This is a genomic window from Vibrio sp. JZG10, assembly GCF_054064075.1.
Genome location: NZ_JBSUGE010000008.1, coordinates 58,040 through 77,404, shown reverse-complemented (window position 1 = coordinate 77,404; position 19,365 = coordinate 58,040). Strand labels below are relative to the sequence as shown.

13 protein-coding genes are annotated in these 19,365 nt (G+C 45.8%); 5 read left to right on the top strand and 8 right to left on the bottom strand.

Annotated features, from left to right (window positions below):
- Positions 1-21: 21 nt before the first annotated feature.
- Together ACWYVB_RS10990 and ACWYVB_RS10985 are read right to left on the bottom strand one after the other, a co-directional pair.
- The gene (locus ACWYVB_RS10990) at positions 22-1,314 is read right to left on the bottom strand and encodes a glycoside hydrolase family 18 protein (RefSeq protein ID WP_457528937.1); all 1,293 of its coding nucleotides are present in this window, start codon (positions 1,312-1,314) and stop codon (positions 22-24) included.
- 131 nt (positions 1,315-1,445) lie between these two features.
- Complete coding sequence (locus ACWYVB_RS10985; protein ID WP_005396112.1) at positions 1,446-2,447, bottom strand: sugar-binding transcriptional regulator; 1,002 nt, start codon at positions 2,445-2,447, stop codon at positions 1,446-1,448.
- Positions 2,448-2,913: 466 nt separating this feature from the next.
- On the opposite strand from ACWYVB_RS10985, the gene tal reads away from it, so the two are divergent.
- Together tal and tkt are read left to right on the top strand one after the other, a co-directional pair.
- Positions 2,914-3,864: a transaldolase gene (gene tal, locus ACWYVB_RS10980; protein WP_005396118.1), complete on the top strand. Its 951-nt coding sequence runs from the start codon at positions 2,914-2,916 to the stop codon at positions 3,862-3,864.
- Between the two features lie 123 nt (positions 3,865-3,987).
- Positions 3,988-5,979: a transketolase gene (gene tkt, locus ACWYVB_RS10975; RefSeq protein ID WP_145534636.1), complete on the top strand. Its 1,992-nt coding sequence runs from the start codon at positions 3,988-3,990 to the stop codon at positions 5,977-5,979.
- Between the two features lie 141 nt (positions 5,980-6,120).
- Here tkt and ACWYVB_RS10970 read toward each other — a convergent pair whose 3' ends face one another.
- From ACWYVB_RS10970 to aroG, 3 genes are all read right to left on the bottom strand, one after another.
- Positions 6,121-7,683 carry a methyl-accepting chemotaxis protein gene (locus ACWYVB_RS10970; protein WP_317411379.1) on the bottom strand — a complete coding sequence of 521 codons (1,563 nt, stop codon included), beginning with the start codon at positions 7,681-7,683 and terminating at the stop codon, positions 6,121-6,123.
- 211 nt (positions 7,684-7,894) lie between these two features.
- Positions 7,895-9,067: an MFS transporter gene (locus tag ACWYVB_RS10965; RefSeq protein ID WP_046875894.1), complete on the bottom strand. Its 1,173-nt coding sequence runs from the start codon at positions 9,065-9,067 to the stop codon at positions 7,895-7,897.
- A gap of 142 nt (positions 9,068-9,209) precedes the next feature.
- On the bottom strand, positions 9,210-10,262 hold the full coding sequence (aroG, locus tag ACWYVB_RS10960; RefSeq protein WP_005396134.1) for a 3-deoxy-7-phosphoheptulonate synthase AroG: 1,053 nt from the start codon (positions 10,260-10,262) through the stop codon (positions 9,210-9,212).
- 461 nt (positions 10,263-10,723) lie between these two features.
- Between aroG and ACWYVB_RS10955 the strand changes: the two genes are divergently transcribed.
- The gene (locus ACWYVB_RS10955) at positions 10,724-11,716 is read left to right on the top strand and encodes an OmpA family protein (RefSeq protein WP_005396135.1); all 993 of its coding nucleotides are present in this window, start codon (positions 10,724-10,726) and stop codon (positions 11,714-11,716) included.
- A gap of 87 nt (positions 11,717-11,803) precedes the next feature.
- Here ACWYVB_RS10955 and ACWYVB_RS10950 read toward each other — a convergent pair whose 3' ends face one another.
- Positions 11,804-12,406: a beta-phosphoglucomutase family hydrolase gene (locus ACWYVB_RS10950; RefSeq protein ID WP_031780520.1), complete on the bottom strand. Its 603-nt coding sequence runs from the start codon at positions 12,404-12,406 to the stop codon at positions 11,804-11,806.
- Positions 12,407-12,482: 76 nt separating this feature from the next.
- Here ACWYVB_RS10950 and arfB point away from each other — a divergent pair, with 76 nt between their 5' ends.
- Positions 12,483-12,896: an alternative ribosome rescue aminoacyl-tRNA hydrolase ArfB gene (arfB, locus tag ACWYVB_RS10945; protein ID WP_005396137.1), complete on the top strand. Its 414-nt coding sequence runs from the start codon at positions 12,483-12,485 to the stop codon at positions 12,894-12,896.
- Between the two features lie 101 nt (positions 12,897-12,997).
- Complete coding sequence (locus ACWYVB_RS10940; RefSeq protein WP_150916929.1) at positions 12,998-14,767, top strand: methyl-accepting chemotaxis protein; 1,770 nt, start codon at positions 12,998-13,000, stop codon at positions 14,765-14,767.
- A 91-nt stretch (positions 14,768-14,858) separates the two neighbouring features.
- Here the strand turns inward: ACWYVB_RS10940 and vmeZ are convergent, their stop codons facing one another.
- Positions 14,859-18,011, bottom strand: coding sequence for a multidrug efflux RND transporter permease subunit VmeZ (gene vmeZ / locus ACWYVB_RS10935; RefSeq protein WP_046875892.1), 3,153 nt, complete (start codon positions 18,009-18,011; stop codon positions 14,859-14,861).
- Positions 18,012-18,019: 8 nt separating this feature from the next.
- A complete protein-coding gene (vmeY, locus tag ACWYVB_RS10930; protein WP_005396140.1) occupies positions 18,020-19,147 on the bottom strand; it encodes a multidrug efflux RND transporter periplasmic adaptor subunit VmeY in 1,128 nt (375 codons plus the stop codon).
- Positions 19,148-19,365 lie beyond the last annotated feature (218 nt).

Genomic DNA, 19,365 nt, shown 5'->3' with positions numbered 1-19,365 from the left:
GATCGCTTTGCTTAGAAGGTTTTATTTATTCATTTCTTGGTACATCACCTCCACCAAGTCGCCTTTCGGGTCGCCTGACAATTCCCAAGTAAAAATACCGCCTAAGTTCGCCTGTTTAGCCCAATTTGCTTTGGCTTTGATCGAGCGTTGATCTTCGTAAGAGATAAAGACTTTCTTTACAGGATGCCACAAGTAAGGCGCTTGAGATTGCTCATCATACTTGTACTCGTAGCCCTGCTCCGCTCCATAGTTTTTCACCAAATCCCAGAACATGAAATAGCCGTTCTCACCCGTACCAAACTGCGCTCCTTGCTCGGATACTAGATCTTGCGTTGGTAAGCCACCCGAGAAGTCTTTGGTGCCTTGCCAGCCACGCCCGTAAAATGCAGCGCCAATCACCAGTTTTTCACTTGGAATACCCAGCTCGATCATCTGGTTGATGAACACGTCTGCGCCCATGCCCCACCAGCTTCGCTCAGTCGCATGCAAGTTGGTAGTATGCCCGGTTTGCTGCCCCCAACCACCAAGGAAGTCATACGTCATTGCAAACATGTTAGTTAGGTACGGCTCCGCGGCTTTCCAATCGATACCTGCTGCTTTTGGACCAACGCCAACAGCAGTAGAGAGCTCGTATTCACGTTTGGTTTGATTTGTGAGTTCATCTAACTCTGCACGCATGGTTTTTACCAAATAGGTAAAGGCCTCACGCTCAGATGCTTTTTGTTCATCAGAAAGCTTGGTGTCAGGGTTCCAAGGCGACGTTGTTAAACCGCCACCACCTGGGTATTCCCAATCCAGATCAATACCATCAAAGAAATCATATTGAGCAATCAACTTAACGGCAGTTTTTGAAAATTGATCCATCGCTTGTTTGCTTTTCGCCATAGCATGGAACGGTTCGGACATTGTCCAACCACCAAAAGAAGGGAGAATGTTAAGATCAGGATGTTGTTTCTTCATTTCAGCAAGTTGAGCGAAGTGGCCTTTGTATGGCACGTTAACGGAGACATCGCCAAAGTCCTTTTCTAATGCTGCTTCGGTATCGACAATGATCGCCGTATACGGATCTTTTCCTTCACATTGTTCGGCAACCAGTTTTTGTACCGTTTCAGAAGCACCGGCATGAGGGCCGCACATACTAAGAAACGCGTAAATCACATGCGTCAGCTTATTGGCGGGAATATCGTTCACCGTGTATGGGTTTTCTGCGTTAGCGTACTGCCAATCCGCAAAGTAACCCGCCACGACTTTTTGCTCAGCTTGCGCCGCACCAGTCAGCCCCATAATCAGTGCAGCAAGAAGTGTCTTTTTCATTGTGTTCTCCAGAGTAGAGGTACAAATTTAAAGCTACTCCTAGAGAATATTTTTAACTTGAAAACGAAATCAGGCTGCGAGTCATTTATAACTCCTCGCAGCCTGATTACATAAATTGCATATTATTTGTGCTAACTCTCAGATGCCGCGTTGCCGTGCATTTGCTCATCTAAGTTGAGCACCGTTAATGCGTTGCTGACGCTCGTGGCGATCACGTCTATCGCTCCGGTTCTTAATGCTCCAAGTAAGGCGAGCGGCTTACTGTTCTCCGCTGCAATCGCGATGACTTCCGATATTGGGCGAAACTCTTCAATACCAAGGCCAATCACTCGGTCACTCATTACGGTGTTGGCAACATTACCGTGAATATCAAAGAAATCATAACCTGCAAAGTCCCCGACCACGCCTTGTTGAAGTCTCGACTGAACCACTTCATCAGGCGTAAACCAACCTAAGTCCACCATGTAACTGTTTTCGCTCATGTCACCAATACCGACCAAAGCGACATCGGCTTTACGTGCCAAATCGAGCGTTTGTTTCACGGTTGCATTTTGCATGAAGGCCAACTTCTGTTCTCTATTTTCTGCGTAAGCCGGCGCGTAAAGCGTTTCGGACGTTCCGCCGTACTTTTTAGCTAACTGACGACAAATGTGGTCGGCGTTATACATACCACCACGTGGGTGAATACCGCCGATACCACACACAAATTTACAGTCGCGCGGGGTGATCACCCCAATGTGATGAGCAACAGAAGATACGTTACGCCCTTGTCCAACGGTCACCACCATGCCGTTTTTAAGCGTGCTGGTGAGATAATTGGACACCAATCCCGACACCTGTAGTCGCTGTGCCTCTTCATTTGGCTGATCAAGAGCAACAAGCGCGCGCTTAACGCCGAATCGCTCGATCAAACGTTGTTCAATCTTAGCGCTAAACACCGGGTGGTATTTAACGGTGATTTCAACGATGCCTTCATCACGCGCCTGCTTGAGCATTCGCCCGACCTTTGCGCGTGATATGGCAAATTTTCTCGATATCTCTTCCTGAGTCGCACCGTCTTGATAATACGCGACGGAAATCTCTGTCAACAAATCCGTGTTTTCAATGGAAATATCTTGATTAGAACTGCTCATGGTTTCTCTCGCCCTTTAAGAGGATCGATATTGTATGCAATAAGTGAGCATATGCTCATTGACTTAGCATATGTTCTTTATCAATTTAAACGCTACATTTGCTCATCGCAATAACATTTTCTCACTACAATTTTTTACCCTAGCGTACAACGCTCAAGCTTTGAACAATAAGGGCAAACGTTTATTTGGGTTAACCACTAAACACACAGTAAAAAAACGTTGATGAAGTTCACTATAAGTCGATTTCAGCGATTGACTTTCAGCATAGATAGGATAAATATGGACACATCATTTACTCAGCTATCGATCAAATGTTCATGGCATTTGTTCGGTAACGAAATTTTCCGTAGTTGGCTGAGCAGATGTCTCATTAAATGCGATGAGACGATTAGCTAACTCGCTTGCAAATGCACAAGCTGTGATAACAAAAATCACGCTTAAGCCCATTTAAATAGGATGATCGATTATGAGCAACAAGTTAGAGCAACTTCGTAAACTAACGACTGTAGTAGCAGACACTGGCGAAATTGATGCAATCAAAAAGTATCAACCAGAAGACGCAACAACTAACCCTTCTCTTATCCTGAAAGCCGCTCAAATCGCAGAGTACGCACCTCTAATCGATGCTTCAATCGAATATGCTAAAGCACAGAGCAACGACAAAGCTCAACAAGTTCAAGACACTTGTGACATGCTTGCAGTAAACATCGGTAAAGAAATCCTAAAAACTATTCCAGGTCGTATCTCTACAGAAGTTGACGCACGCCTATCTTACGATATGGAAGGCAGCGTAGCGAAAGCACGTCAACTAGTAAAAATGTACAACGATGCAGGCATCACGAACGACCGCATCCTTATCAAACTAGCGTCTACTTGGGAAGGTATCCGCGCAGCAGAAATCCTAGAGAAAGAAGGCATCAACTGTAACCTAACGCTTCTATTCTCATTCGCTCAAGCGCGTGCTTGTGCAGAAGCTGGCGTATTCCTAATCTCTCCATTCGTTGGCCGTATTATGGACTGGTACAAAGCGAAAGAAGGCCGTGACTTCGAAGCTTCAGAAGATCCAGGCGTACTGTCTGTAACTAAGATCTACAACTACTACAAAGAGTACGGCTACAAAACTGTCGTAATGGGCGCAAGCTTCCGTAACATCGGTGAGATCCTAGAACTAGCTGGCTGTGACCGTCTAACTATCGCTCCTGCTCTACTTGCAGAACTAGAAGCTGCAGAAGGTGAAGTGGTTGAGAAGCTAGTTGATTCTAAAGGCGCAGCTGAGCGTCCTGCACCAATGACTCATTCTGAGTTCCTATGGGAACACAACCAAGACCCAATGGCGGTTGAGAAACTGGCTGAAGGCATCCGCAACTTCGCCGTTGACCAAGGTAAACTAGAAGCGATGATCGAAGCTAAGCTTTAATTGCTTACCAAAAGCGAGTAGCCCGTCTACTCGCTTTTACCATCAGCGCTTATTCAAGATTTTCTATTTGAACTTGTTTCGACGAGTTCCCTCTATTTAAACCCTTATCGAGAAGTAATCACTATGGATCGTAAATATCTAGCAAATGCAATTCGTGCGCTAAGCATGGATGGTGTTCAACAAGCTAACTCTGGTCACCCAGGTGCACCTATGGGCATGGCTGATATCGCTGAAGTTCTTTGGCGCTCTCACCTAAACCACAACCCATCAAACCCTGAGTGGGCAGACCGCGACCGTTTCGTACTGTCTAACGGCCACGGCTCAATGCTAATTTACTCTCTACTGCACTTGAGCGGTTACGAGCTATCTATCGATGATCTGAAAAACTTCCGTCAGCTTCACTCTAAGACTCCTGGTCACCCAGAGTACGGCTACGCGCCTGGTATCGAGACAACAACGGGTCCTCTAGGTCAAGGCATCACGAATGCGGTTGGTATGGCTCTAGCTGAGAAAGCGCTAGCAGCACAGTTCAACAAAGAAGGCCACGACATCGTTGACCACTTCACTTACGTGTTCATGGGCGACGGCTGTCTGATGGAAGGCATCTCGCACGAGGCATGCTCTCTAGCTGGTACACTAGGTCTAGGCAAACTGATCGCATTCTGGGATGACAACGGCATCTCTATCGATGGTCACGTTGAAGGTTGGTTCTCTGACGACACGCCTAAGCGTTTTGAAGCTTACGGCTGGCACGTAATCCCAGCAGTAGACGGTCACGATTCTGAAGCGATCAACGCAGCAATCGAAGCGGCGAAAGCGGATCCTCGCCCTACACTTATCTGTACTAAGACAATCATCGGCTTTGGTTCACCAAACAAGTCTGGTTCACACGATTGTCACGGTGCACCACTAGGTGCAGAAGAAATCGCAGCAACACGCAAAGAACTAGGTTGGGAGCACGGTCCTTTTGAAATTCCGCAAGAAGTCTACGCAGAATGGTCAGCGAAAGAAACAGGCGCAGCTAAGGAAGCAGCGTGGAACGAGAAATTTGCAGCTTATGAAGCAGCGTACCCTGAGCTGGCAGCTGAATTTAAACGCCGCGTAAACGGTGAACTTCCTGCACAGTGGGAAGAGAAAGCAAGCCAAATCATTGCCGATCTTCAAGCAAACCCAGCAAACATTGCGTCACGTAAAGCATCTCAAAACGCTCTAGAGGCATTTGGTGCTCTACTACCTGAGTTCATGGGCGGCTCTGCTGACCTAGCGCCGTCTAACCTAACCATGTGGTCTGGTTCTAAGTCTCTAGAAGCAAGTGACTTCTCTGGTAACTACATCCACTACGGTGTACGTGAATTCGGTATGACGGCGATCATGAACGGTATTGCGCTACACGGTGGTTTCGTTCCTTACGGCGCGACATTCCTAATGTTCATGGAATACGCTCGTAACGCAATGCGTATGGCGGCTCTGATGAAGATTCAGAACATCCAAGTATACACGCACGATTCTATCGGTCTTGGCGAAGATGGCCCAACTCACCAACCGGTTGAGCAAATGGCATCGCTACGTCTAACGCCAAACATGAGCACATGGCGTCCATGTGACCAAGTTGAATCAGCAGTGGCTTGGAAACTAGCGATTGAACGTAAAGATGCACCAACTGCGCTTATCTTCTCACGTCAAAACCTAGCGCAACAAGAGCGCACAGCTGAACAAGTTGCTGACATCGCAAAAGGCGGTTACATCCTGAAAGATTGTGAAGGCAAGCCAGAGCTTATCCTTATCGCAACAGGTTCTGAAGTTGAGCTAGCAGTTGAAGCAGCAGCACAGCTAACTGCAGAAGGTAAGAAAGTACGCGTTGTTTCAATGCCATCAACAGATGCATTCGACAAGCAAGACGCCGCTTACCGTGAAGCCGTTCTACCATCAGACGTAACAGCTCGTATCGCTATCGAAGCAGGTATCGCTGACTTCTGGTACAAGTACGTAGGCTTCGACGGTCGCATCATCGGTATGACTTCATTCGGTGAATCTGCACCTGCTGGTGAACTGTTCAAAATGTTCGGTTTCACTACGGAAAACGTAGTAAATACAGCAAAAGAACTACTAGCGTAATTGCAGTAAAAAGATAATCAGTTTTCTCTATTGCGAATGTGAAAACTGAAAAGCCCCGCCAGCAATGGCGGGGCTTTCTTTTATCTGGCCCCTATTTGTATAAACACAGCCAGAAAGTGAACACAACGACTTTCGTTACGGCTATTTGTCTTCAAATCGAAGCGCGAGCTGATAGAAATCTTGTACTTGCTCTTTCAACTGACGGCTGTTTTGCTCTACGGAGTGCGTTGCTGCCAAGTTTTGCTCTGCCGTAGAAGCAATAGAGTGAATATGCTGATTTACATCGCTGGATAGCTTCAGCTGGTTATTCGCCGCTTCCGCCACATCGACCATCAACCCACTCATGCTTTGCATCATCTGTTCAACCTCAGACAAACGAAGCGCGCTTTGTTCGGCAACCTGAGAACATGTATCCGTTTGCTCTTTGTTTGCCAGAATGTCTTTTTGCCAACTTTGTATCGTCGCCAACATAGCAGAGATAGACGCTTGGATTTGTTCAGTTGCATTGGATGTGCGACCAGAGAGCGCGCGCACCTCATCGGCAACAACAGCAAAACCACGACCTTGCTCACCCGCTCTCGCCGCTTCAATTGCCGCGTTAAGTGCCAGTAAATTGGTTTGTTCTGCGATCCCACCAATCTCTTCCATCAAATGATTCACTTTCTGCGCCTGATCACTCAGCTGATACGTCGTTTCCGTCGCTTTTTCAGCTTGAAGGCTCAACTGCGTTAGATTGGTGTGCGTTTGATCGATGGTTTCCTTCGCCATCAAGCATGACTTCAAGGTGTCATCAATTAGCATATGGGCATCATTGGTGCTAGAAGAGACTGAATTCGCCGAAGACTCCACCTCTTGAGTCGCATCACGTACGTGATGAATATCGGTGTTTTGCTGATTTAATGCAGCCGAAACTTCTGCTGTGGTTTGGCTCAATTCTTCAGCACAATGCTGCAACGGCAGTGCGGAGTCAGTCATTCTTCCCAACACGGTTCGAATTCTTGCGGACAGCATTTTGATATGGAAATCGGCAATCGAAAATGCCGTATTACCGGAATAGATCAAGCGACTCACGCTGTCGTATTGCTTTTGTAACTTTTTCAGTTGTTGAGGCGTATCAATTAATTCTTGGCGGAATAACAACGCTAGAACACTCGCAGGTAGTGCACTTGCAAGCCAAGCTAATGGACCTTCAATAGACAATGCATATGCGGCTGCAGGTGCGGTCAATGCGCCAAGTAGAATCGCATAGCGAATGGTTTCATTGATTTTCAACGACCAAGTACGACCTGATTTCTCGGCGGTGCGCATACTCTTGTAGGCTTTCGTGGCTATATCAACCCACTCTCGCTTTGGCTTCACGCGCACAGATTGATAACCAACAACGTGGTTATTTTCATAAATAGGGGTGACATAGGCATCAACCCAATAGTAACCGCCTGACTTAGTGGCATTCTTAACCATGCCGCGCCAGGCTTTGCCTTGCTTAAGACGAGCCCACATATCGCCGAAAGCGGCTTTAGGCATGTCATTGTGGCGAACGATATTGTGGTTCTGACCGACGAGTTCTTCGTGAGTGTACTCAGCAACACGGCAAAAGGCTTCGTTACAATACGTAATAACACCTTGTAGGTTCGTTGTTGAGACGAGTTCCTCAGACTCCCTCACGAGAGTTTCTTGAGCTTTATGAGAAATATTGGCTGACATAGACGAAACTTCTGTAGTTTTTATTGATTTTCGGCAAGATATATACAGGATTTTTATTTTTATTACAAAAAGTTAGATAAAAAGTCTTATCAAATCGACATTTTTAGTGTGGGAATTCACATTATCAATAAAAATATAAAGAAGAAGTTGTGGAGTTGAGCTAATAAACAAAACCCGACACGTTATGCCGGGCCATGTATAGAAGATCTAATCAAGCAGTTTGGGATTCCGTTTCTTTGTTCGTTTTCAAAGCAAACATCACGATGACGAGTAGCACAAAAGGAAGAACGTACAAATTAAGGTTTTGCCAACCTACGGTGGATTCGAGCCAGCCAGATAGTAATGCAGTGATAGTGACACAACTGAACACGAAGAATTCATTAAATGCCTGAGCCTTGCTCCTGTTTTTCGCTTCATAGCTTTGACTAAATAACCCAGTTGCCGCGATAAACATAAAGTTCCAACCAACGCCTAACAGAACTAAAGCAAGACTAAAGTGCCAAATGGACACTCCGTGTATGTTAATTCCAATACAAGCAACAAATAGCAATCCACCGGCTAAAATCATATTCTTCGCGCCAAACCGCTCTATCAACCGTCCCGTGACAAACGCTGGTGCAAACATGCCCAGCACATGCCATTCGATCACTCCTGCCGCTTTGTCAAAATCAAAGCCACAACCAATCATCGCCAGAGGCGTTGCTGTCATTAAAATGTTCATCACCGCATACGCAACCATTGCGGCGATAACCGCTAGCATGAAATTAGGTCGACGGATAATATGCCCCACTTTATCCGCTTTAGTATGTAGAACTTGCGTGTGTGCTGGTGGAAAACGAATCGTTTGCAGCACGATCAACGCAGTTATATAAAGTCCAATAAGCACGGCAAAAGCACTAATGTACAAACCATCATCTGACCATTGCTGTGAATACACCGCCAAATTAGGGCCAAGTATCGCCGCTAGTACCCCTCCCGCCATAGATATCGAAATCGCCCTGTGTCTTGCCGACTCTTCACACACTTCAATAGCAGCAAATCTGTATAGCGTACCGAAGCCAATACCCACACCAAGCAAAAAGGTAGAAACACAGAACAGATAGAAGTTCTGTTGACTTAACGCATACGTCGCTAGGCTGGCACCCAAAATGCCAATAACATTACCGAGACTAAACCCAAGTCGACGTCCCAACTTGCCCATAATTAGTGACGCAGGGATCGTCGCAGCCATCAGTCCTAAAAATTGCAGCGCAACGGGCAACGTAATAAAGCTTGATGACGGCGCAAGTGTTTTGCCAATAAGGGCAATAACAGATATGAGTAAAATATTCCCTGTCATTAATAGGGCTTGGCAAAGGGATAATAGCCATACATTACGATTCAATTCCAAATTCCTTTTGGTTACAGCGCATACAGATAACATATAGGAAAGCAGAAACAATAGAAAGAGATGCGAGTAATTCTCAATAAAAAAGAGCCAGAAGCACAATGCCTCTGGCTCTTTAAAAAAGTTCTTTCTGTTGAATTTATTTGTTACGGCGCGCTTTTACTGCATCTGAAAGCTGACGAAGTACGGTTTCCGTATCTTCCCAACCGATACATGCATCGGTAATCGACTGACCATAAGTGGCCGCTTTGCCATCCACTAAGTCTTGGCGACCTTCAACTAAATGAGACTCAATCATCACACCAAAAATTGCTTCTTCGCCACCAGCGATTTGCTCTGATACGTCATCAGATACCAACATTTGACGTTTGAACTGCTTCGAGCTGTTAGCGTGGCTAAAATCAATCATCACTTTTTTCGGTAGCCCTGCGCCGTCTAACTCGTCTTTAATTTGAGCAACATGCGCTGCACTGTAGTTTGGCTCTTTACCACCACGGAGAATGATATGGCAATCAGGATTGCCAGCGGTTTCTACGATCGCAGAATGACCGTATTTTGTTACTGATAAGAAGTGGTGAGAAGCACTTGCAGAACGAATCGCGTCGCTCGCGATCTTAATGTTCCCGTCTGTACCATTTTTAAACCCAACAGGGCAAGAAAGACCAGAAGCAAGCTCACGGTGAACCTGAGATTCTGTCGTACGAGCACCGATAGCCCCCCAACTAATCAGATCCGCCACGTACTGAGGCGTGATCATATCTAGGAACTCACTCGCGGTCGGCAAGCCCATATCGGTAAGATCAAGAAGAAGCTTACGTCCAATACGCAGACCATCATTCAGCTTGTAGGTATCATTTAGGTAAGGGTCGTTGATCAGACCTTTCCATCCTACCGTTGTACGCGGTTTCTCAAAATAAACTCGCATCACAACTTCTAGTTGTTCACCAAGTTCATCACGTAATACTTTTAGCTTTTTACCATATTCAACCGCAGCAGCAGGATCGTGAATGGAACACGGGCCAACAATTACAAGCAATCGGTCATCTTTTCCTTCAAGAATATTGTGAATGGCATTACGGCAATCAAAAGTGGTCGAAGAAGCGGTTTCAGTCGCTGGGAACTTCTCTAATACTGCTACAGGTGGCAATAACTCTTTTACTCTATTTATTCTTACATCATCAGTTTGAAACATTACTTCTACTTCCTGGTTTTTATTTCCGACCCAATTTTTTGCCAACTGAACTCATTGCAACATTGTTCACAAAGCGAGCAGCATCAAGGGCTCTGGTCATTTTCTGTCTAGCGTTTAAGTAACTTATCGGCTTAGGCGTAGACTTGCAATCAGTTTTTGCAAATAAATGCAAATAAAAACCACCTGTTAACCACCGCGCACGATGTAAAATAAAGTTTACGAAAAAAAGTTCAAAATAATCATCAATTTTCTTATGACCCCAAAAATCTTTACTACAATGTAAGAAATATCAGAAGTTTGTGAGGTGTTATTGGTTAGTAAATGTTGATCAAGTTCAAAGATATTGTTGCTTGATATGAAATGATTAGAATATTAAACTAATTTCTTATAAACGCTGGTTTTTTCTAATTTTTTGATAAAACGAAGCAGAAGTTAATATGCAATCAATACAAGGAAACATTATGAACAAAGTAGCAATTGCAGTAGCAGCAGTGGTAGCTGGTAGTAGCGCGCTTTTAAACTCTGCTCAAGCTGAAATGTATATCGGGGGCAAAGTAGGCATGACTACACTTGACGATGCTTGCTATCTAAATAGCCCTTGTGATGATGAAGCTTTTGGTGCTGGACTACATATCGGTTATGACTTCACCGATATCATCGGGCTAGAGTATGGTGTCGACTTCTTAGGCGATTACAAAGCTAACTTTAAGTCAGGGGCTAATACAGTTAATACGATCGACGGCAATTTAACGGCTTTAACTCTCGCACCTAAATTTAACTGGCACTTGAACGAATCTTGGAACTTATTCGCTAAGATCGGTGGTGCTTACATGATGTCTGATGACGAAAAAGATTTCGTTCCAACTGGCTCGCTAGGTGCTGAATACACTATCGACAGAAACTGGAGCGTACGCGCAGAATATCAACGCTATCAAGACCTGTCTGATGACGTATGGGACGACATGGACGCTAACTTCTTCGGTATCGGCTTTAACTACAAATTTGCGGCTGCGCCAGTGGTTGCGGCAGTTGTAACAGAAGAAGTGGTTGAGCCAGATCCAGAACCAGTGATGATGAGCAAAGTGCACAAAGAAGAGTACGGTACAGGTACGTTTGAATTCGACAGTGCTAAGCTAACAGACTCTGTTTCGGAGCGTCTAGACAACTTCGTATCATTCTTGAACGAATACCCTCAAGCTCAAGTAGAGATCACTGGCTACACGGATAGCTCTGGTCCTGCGACTTACAACCAAAAACTGTCTGAGCGTCGTGCTCAATCTGTTGCGGATTACCTAACTGCTGCAGGCATTGACTCAGATCGTTTAACTGTGAAAGGCATGGGTGAAGAAAACCCAGTTGCTGACAACAGCACTCGTGAAGGTCGTGAGAAAAACCGTCGCGTAGAGGTTGTGGTTCCTTCGTTTGAATACCAAGAACTAGTTCAACCTGAATAAACATTTATGATATTTTATCTATGATGTTGTAAAAGTTAATGGGGTGCGTTTGCACCCCATTTTGATCTCGCTTTATCGCTCTTTTTACTATGGTTTTGGAAAAAAGATTAACTCGTTATCTTGCACCATAACGCAATCCATACCCGCTGCATGCGCCGCTCGTTTACCTAGCTCGGTATCCTCGAATACAAGACATTGTGACGCTTCCAACCCAAGATGCTCGGCCGCCACCAAAAAGGTATCCGGAAAAGGCTTATGGTTCTCTACATCACTTGCAGTTACCACAACATCCAACTTGTCCAATAAACCGGAGTGGCTCAATAAGCGCATGGCACTTTCTCGTTGACTGCCAGTCCCGACCGCTATTTTCTTGTGGCCTAAATATTCTTCTAACACGATATTAGTGCACGGAATAACGTCCCCGTGCAGCTCCATAGCAGCGAACGTTTCCATTTTAAATGTAGCGACGGTTTTAGGATCTAATGAAAGCTCATGCACACGGTTTAGCTCCTCAACAATTTTAAAGCTCGGCATGCCCCCTAAACTGTGAAACCACTCCTGACAAAACGGAAAATCAAAGCGATCTGCGGTTGCTTGCCAAGCAGCCAAATGGGCTGGCATGGTATCTATTAAAGTACCATCCATATCAAATATGAATCCCTCATAGGGCCTAAAATCAATCGTGCTCATGTCTTTTCTTCTATTTGTACATCTGTGATGTTAATTTATCAGCTCTTTCAATCGTCCTTACCGGCATTTACTTATCATGCTCAAAATTTCGAACTCCGTCACAATTCAAGAGTGGGAAATTCAATTATCCCCAATTAGAGCTCAAGGAAATGGTGGCCAGAACGTTAACAAGGTAGCGTCCGCTATACATTTACGCTTTGATATCCGACATTCCAGCTTACCTGACTTCTACAAAGAACGATTACTTGCTCTTTCTGACAGTCGTATAACTAAAGATGGCGTGATCATCATCAAAGCGCAACAATTTCGCACGCAAGAACAAAATAAGGAAGACGCCCTGAATCGGCTTCAAGCTTTAATTAAAGCTGCCGCCTTACAGGAGAAGAAGCGTATTAAAACGAAACCAACCCGCGCTTCTCAACGCCGAAGACTTGATACCAAGAACAAGCATGGAGCGAAAAAGCAGCAACGTAAGAAAGTGCTGTATTAATGCATGTCGTTTTCTCGACATGTTAGTTGAACAACGTTTGCTAGCCCTTGGGAAATCTCATTGGATTTCTCTTTTTAGTTACTTATTCAGGAAACAACAATATGACTATTAGGCAAAAACTCTACTTCCTCGGAGTTATCGCCATTTTAGGCATCGTGGCCCTTTTGGGTACGTCATCCCATTTCGCCAATAAGAGCAATGAACTTAACCACGCCATCAAACTCGTTGGCGATCTAGAAATACGTTTACTCAACTTACGCAGAAACGAGAAAGATTTCTTACTGCGTAGTAATGACAAATACCTAAACAAATTTGATGCGAATGTTGATAAGTTTCTAAATACAGAAAGAGAGCTTGCGAACATACTCACGAGCAATGAATTACCTTCCAGTCAACGATTCAAACAAGACCTCCTTGCATACCAAAAGGGCTTTCAGAATCTGGTCAGTGCTTACCAACGCTACGGACTTGATGCAAAGAGTGGCCTTCTTGCTGCTTACGAGCAAGCACTGTTAGAAGCCAAGCAACGCTCCGACCACCAGCAATTGCTGGCGTTGGTTCGTTTTGACTCTGCGGTTAAATCAGGTCAATTCAATAGTGATTTGCTTGTTGGGCTATATGCTCCGGAGCTCACCAAAACAGGTAAGCTAGTAGCGACACAAAAACAAGTTGTAGGAGTCGCTTACGACCAAGGCCTACTTGGTGAAACTCGCGCATTATCTCATGCCGTAGAAGAACAATTTGAAACCTTTTCGACAGCCCTTAGCTCTGCTGCTGCAAAGCGTGATGAACAAATGTCGACCATCAAGCAAGTCATTACTGCTCTGATCTTAGGTGTTATTTTCGCATTGATTTGGCAGATCTCTCGCTCAATCAATACACGAGTAAACAGCTTGCTTGGCACCATTCGAAGCATTAGCGAAACAAACAACATGGGACTGCGCTCTGACTTGAAAGGCAAAGATGAGCTATTTGATATCAGCCACCACCTCAATGATCTGTTGGATAAGCTTGAGCAGTTAATTAGTGGCACCCAAGAAAAATCTGCGCAGTTAACGGCCAGTACCGATAATATGCATCGTGAGCTAGAAGGAGTTATGGAGCAGTTCCATACTCAAACGGACCACACTGCATCGATGGCTACTGCGGTTCAGCAAATGGTGGCAACGATAGGCGAAATATCGGAAAGCACGTCGGTTGCGGTAGAGGGTGTACATCAAGCCGCGAATAATGCCGAACAAGGCCGAAGTGTTGTTGAAACTACTGTAACCAACATTGGTCAATTGACCAGTATTTTATCGAACAGTCAGCAGTCGATTGGCTCGTTGAACCAACATGTAGATAAAATTGGTGGTGCGGTGAACATCATCCAAGAAATTGCGGAACAAACTAACTTACTGGCTCTCAATGCAGCAATTGAAGCCGCGCGAGCGGGCGAACAAGGTCGTGGCTTCGCCGTTGTTGCCGATGAAGTACGAGCCCTAGCTAGCCGAACTCATCAATCTACCGAGGAAATCACGCGAGTTGTTGTTGATATTCAAGCTCAAATGTCGACGGTCGTGGCGGATATTGATCAATGTAACGATCAAGGACAACAAACGCTTAATGCCTCTGAAAAACTTGATTCTAGCCTGCAGCAGATCATCACTGACATGCATGCAATTCAAGGCAATTCGGAGCGCATTGCTTCTGCGATTGAAGAGCAAGGTATCGTGATGAACCAAGTTAGTGGCTCAATCACCGAGCTTAACGCGATATCTGAAAACAACATGCAATCCGCTCAGGAATGCTTGCACGAAGTGAACTCTGTTTCTGCTCAAGCTCATGATATGGACGAAGCAGTTGCACAATTTAAAACCGCGCTAAAATAACCTTCCCTACAAATAAAAAGCCCGAGGCAATCATTGCTTCGGGCTTTTTTTCGACTTTAACTTCGTGCTCTACTGTGCACAGCGGGTGTGATTACTCATCATCAAGAGGAACCAGCTTGGTGTTGCCGCCATGAACTTTCTCACGCTGTCTTTGCACCAGAGCGTAGAAGCCTGGGATCAAGAATGTACCTGCTAGAAGCACACACAATAGACCACCAATCAGCGACACGCCGAGCGAGTTTTGGCTCACGTGCCCTGCACCTGCGGCGAAGATCAGCGGGAAGATACCCAGGATAAACGACCAAGATGTCATATTCACAGCGCGGAAACGTAACGTGCCTCCTTTAACCGCTGCACTATCGATATCAGCATCTTTTTCTTCACGTTCTTGCTTGGCGAACTCCACAATCAAAATTGCGTTTTTCGCCGCCAAGGCTATGAGCAAGACAAGGCCAATTTGCGCATACAAGTTAAGCGGTGTCCCAGTCAGATTCAACGCCAAGAAGGAGCCTAACGTTGCTACTGGCACCACCAAAATGATGGCTAATGGAATACTCCAGCTCTCATATTGTGCCACCATGAACAAGTAAATGAAGATCAAAGCCAGCGCAAACGCATAAATGGCTTGGTTACCCGCAAGTACTTCCTGATAAGCCATACCTGTCCATTCATACGTGTATCCCTGCGGGAGAACTTCAGCAGCAACGCGTTCCATTGCAGCAATCGCATCACCACTAGAGTAACCCGGTGCTGGTTGGCCTTGAATGATAGCACTGCGGTACATGTTGTAACGCCATGCCACATCAGGCTCAAACACTTGCTCGTAGCTCACTAGCGTACTTAACGGAACCATATCACCGTTCGAAGAACGAACATGGAAACGCTCTAGATCTTCCATGCTGCTACGGTGCTGGCTATCAGCTTGCATGGTTACGCGGAAGTTCTTACCAAACATGGTGAAGTCATTCACATAAAGCGAACCTAAGTTGCCTTGCAAGGTTTGGAAAATAGACGACAGTGAAATACCCAACTGCTGTGCTTTCTCACGGTCGATATCAACGTAGTAGTGAGGGACATTCGCGCGGAACGTACTAAACGTGTAGGCAATTTCAGGGGCTTGGTTGGCCGCTTGGATCATTTCTCCCATGACCATCGACAAATCGGTACGGCTTCGCCCTAGCGTATCTTCAAGCACAAACTCAAAACCAGACGCTGCCCCCATACCAGGAACCGCTGGTGGCCCCATCGCAAACACAACCGCTTGAGGCAACTCTGTTGCAGCACGACCATTAATACGCGCCGCGATGGCATTGGCAGAGTGCTCCCCTTGCAACGAGTTACGAGTATCCCAGTCATGCAGTTTGATAAACACAGATGCACCGTTTGATGCTGCTGCGCCTGTCATAAACGAGTAACCGTTCGCAACCGTCACGCCATCCACACCAGGTTCTTCACCAATCATGTTCATTAAATCATTAGTGACTTCTTCAGTACGAGATAAAGAAGCTGAATCTGGTAGCTGAACGTTAACCAGCAAAATGCCTTTATCTTCTTGAGGAACAAACGCTGTTGAGGTGGTTTTCGCAAAGAAAGTGACCGCCGCGATAGCGACTATAAAGAACGTCACGAGCAGCAAAGATTTCTTCACCAAGAAACCAGCGACCTGACCATAACGCGTTGTGATACGCTCTAAGCCTCGGTTGAAAGCCTGGAACCAGTTAGCAGTGTTGCCCCCACCCTGCTTCAATACCAAAGAACAAAGTGCTGGAGACAGCGTCAATGCGTTGATGGATGAGATCACAACCGAAATACAGATGGTCAAAGCGAACTGGCGATACATGATACCGGTGATACCCGGCAGCATCGCGACTGGTATGAATACCGCAAGTAAAACCAAGGTCGACGTGATGATTGGGCCCGTTACTTCTTTCATCGCTAGCAATGTCGCTTTACGCGGTGAAATGGTTGGGTCTTTCGCCATGGTGGTATCGACGTTTTCGATAACCAGAATCGCATCGTCCACCACGATACCAATCGCGAGGATCAAACCAAACAAAGTGACCGTATTGATGGTGAAGCCCGTCGCCTGCATGATGGCAAACGTACCAATCAGAGAAACGGGGATCGCAACAACAGGAATCAACGTTGCGCGCGCACTACCCAAGAACAAGTAAGTTACAGCAATCACCAATAGAATCGCTTCAATCAGTGTTTTTACTACCCCTTTGATCGATTCAGATACGAACACGGTTGTATCGTAGCTGGTCTCGTACGCCATGCCCTCAGGGAAGTTTTTACTCAAGTCCTCAAGCAGCTCCATGACGGCCTGACCACTTTCTAACGCGTTCGCATCTGATTGAAGAGACAATGCAACAATTGACGCGTCCTGACCACGGAATTTACCGTTACCATCGTAGAACTTTTTACCTAGTTCGACACGAGCGACATCTTTCAGATAAACCGTGGAACCATTTGGATTAGCTCGAAGGACAACATTCTCAAACTCGCTCACGCTTTCCAAGCGACCTTTGGTCACAAGGTTAAACTGAACTTCTTGAGGATTGTTGTATGGTGCTGCACCAACACGCCCTGCTGCAACTTGAACGTTTTGTTCAGCCAAAGCGGCGTATACGTCTGACGTGGTTAGCTTAAGGTTGGCCATTTTTTCCGGATCTAACCAAACACGCATTGCGTATTCACCACCACCAATCACGTTAACTTCACTAATGCCTTTCGCACGAGCCAGCTGATCTTTTACATTCAAGTTAATGTAGTTAATCAAGAACTGATCGTCGTATTTGCCATCAGGCGAATAGAAGTTAAGGACCATCAGCAAGTCAGGTGAGCGTTTTTTCACCGTCACACCAACCATGCGCACTTCTTGAGGCAGTTTTGACTCGATCTGTGACACGCGGTTTTGCACGTTTACTTGCGCCATGTCTGGATCGGTCCCGACATCGAACGTGACGTTTAGGCTGTATGAGCCATCGTTCGCGCTCTTTGAAGACATGTAGATCATGTCCTCAACGCCATTGACCGAGGTCTCTATGGGGTCCGCAATGGCCTGCTCGACAACTTCCGCACTCGCACCGGTGTAGTATGCCGAAACGCTGACTGATGGCGGACTTATCTGTGGGTACTCCGCCACTGGCAAAATCGCCAGTGAGATCGCGCCTGCTAGCGTTAATATGATCGAAATAACCAGCGCGAATTTAGGTCTCTGAATAAAGAAACGACTTAACATAGTGCCCCCTACTGCTTATCTTCAGCAGGTGTTTGAATGCGCACTTCTACACCATTACGCACACGCTGTAGGCCCTGTGTAATAACCGTATCTTCCTGTTCGAGGCCTTCTCGAATGATAATGCCTTGTTCAACCTGAGGTCCAAGCTCGACGTTACGACGCTCTGCCACACTTCCCTCAGCCATCACCATCACAAAGTCACCTTCTAAGTCAGTCTGTACGGCACGTCGTGGGATAACAATAACGTCTTTCGTGTTCTTATCTCTCAAGTTCACTTTGATGTGCTGACCCGGAAGTAACTTCTGCTCTGGGTTTGGCACTAGCGCACGCATTGCAATCGTACCAGTTTTGGTATCGATACGATTACCTAAGAAATCGAGCTTACCGAGATGCTCAAAAAACTGACCATTTTCCAGCTCAAGCTGAACTTCAACTCTGTTTGATTCTGCTGAGCCGTCGCCTTTGACTTGATCCATCCCCATGGCTAAGCGCTCGCGCTCACTCACACTAAATGAAGTATGCACTGGGTCTAAGCTCACCAATGTCGTCAGCACGCCAGATGAAGGGGAAACAAGATCACCGGTACTCACTTTGGTATCGCTAATACGACCGCTAAACGGAGCCCGGATTTGAGTATAGGAAAGGTTAACTTCAGCAAGCTTAAGCTGAGCGTTTGCTGCTTCTAGCTCGGCTTTCGCACCAAGAAGTGCCGCAGTTAAGGCGTCAAACTCAGATTGGGAGATACTACCGCGAGGCAACAAGTTTTTACCTCGGGTGTGGTCTAGTTCCGCTTTTTTTAGCGCGGCTTTTGCTTGTGCAAGTGCCGCTTTAGCGCTCGCGACTTGTGCTTCAAAAGAAGATGGCTCGATAGAATAAAGAAGCTGCCCTTTTTCTACCATTTGCCCCTCTTCAAAGTGACGAGCTTTTAAATAGCCAGAAATCTGCGCGGTAATATTGGTATCTTCTACTGCTTCAATGCGACCGATATAAGACTTGCTCGGTTGGTAGTCGATAACCGTGACATCCTGAGTCACTACGAGAGGCGCTTGGCCTTCCCTTTGGGCATTATTAGCTTCCCCGCATCCAGCGAGGATTGCTGTAGCCGCCATTAGTGCGACAAGTGGTTTCTTTTGCATGTATTTACCGTCTTTATAGAACAGGATATTGTTGAATTCCCATCAACCTTACTCCTTGCTGCTACTGAAAACTTCACTCAAAAGCCCCCAAAATGTTTCTAAATGTAAATATGAGAAACAAAAAGAAAATAAAGTAATTTAGTTAACAGTGATATTTAATGAACAATATACAAACAGCTCAATCATAACTATTTGATATACACTCTCAGGCATCGTGC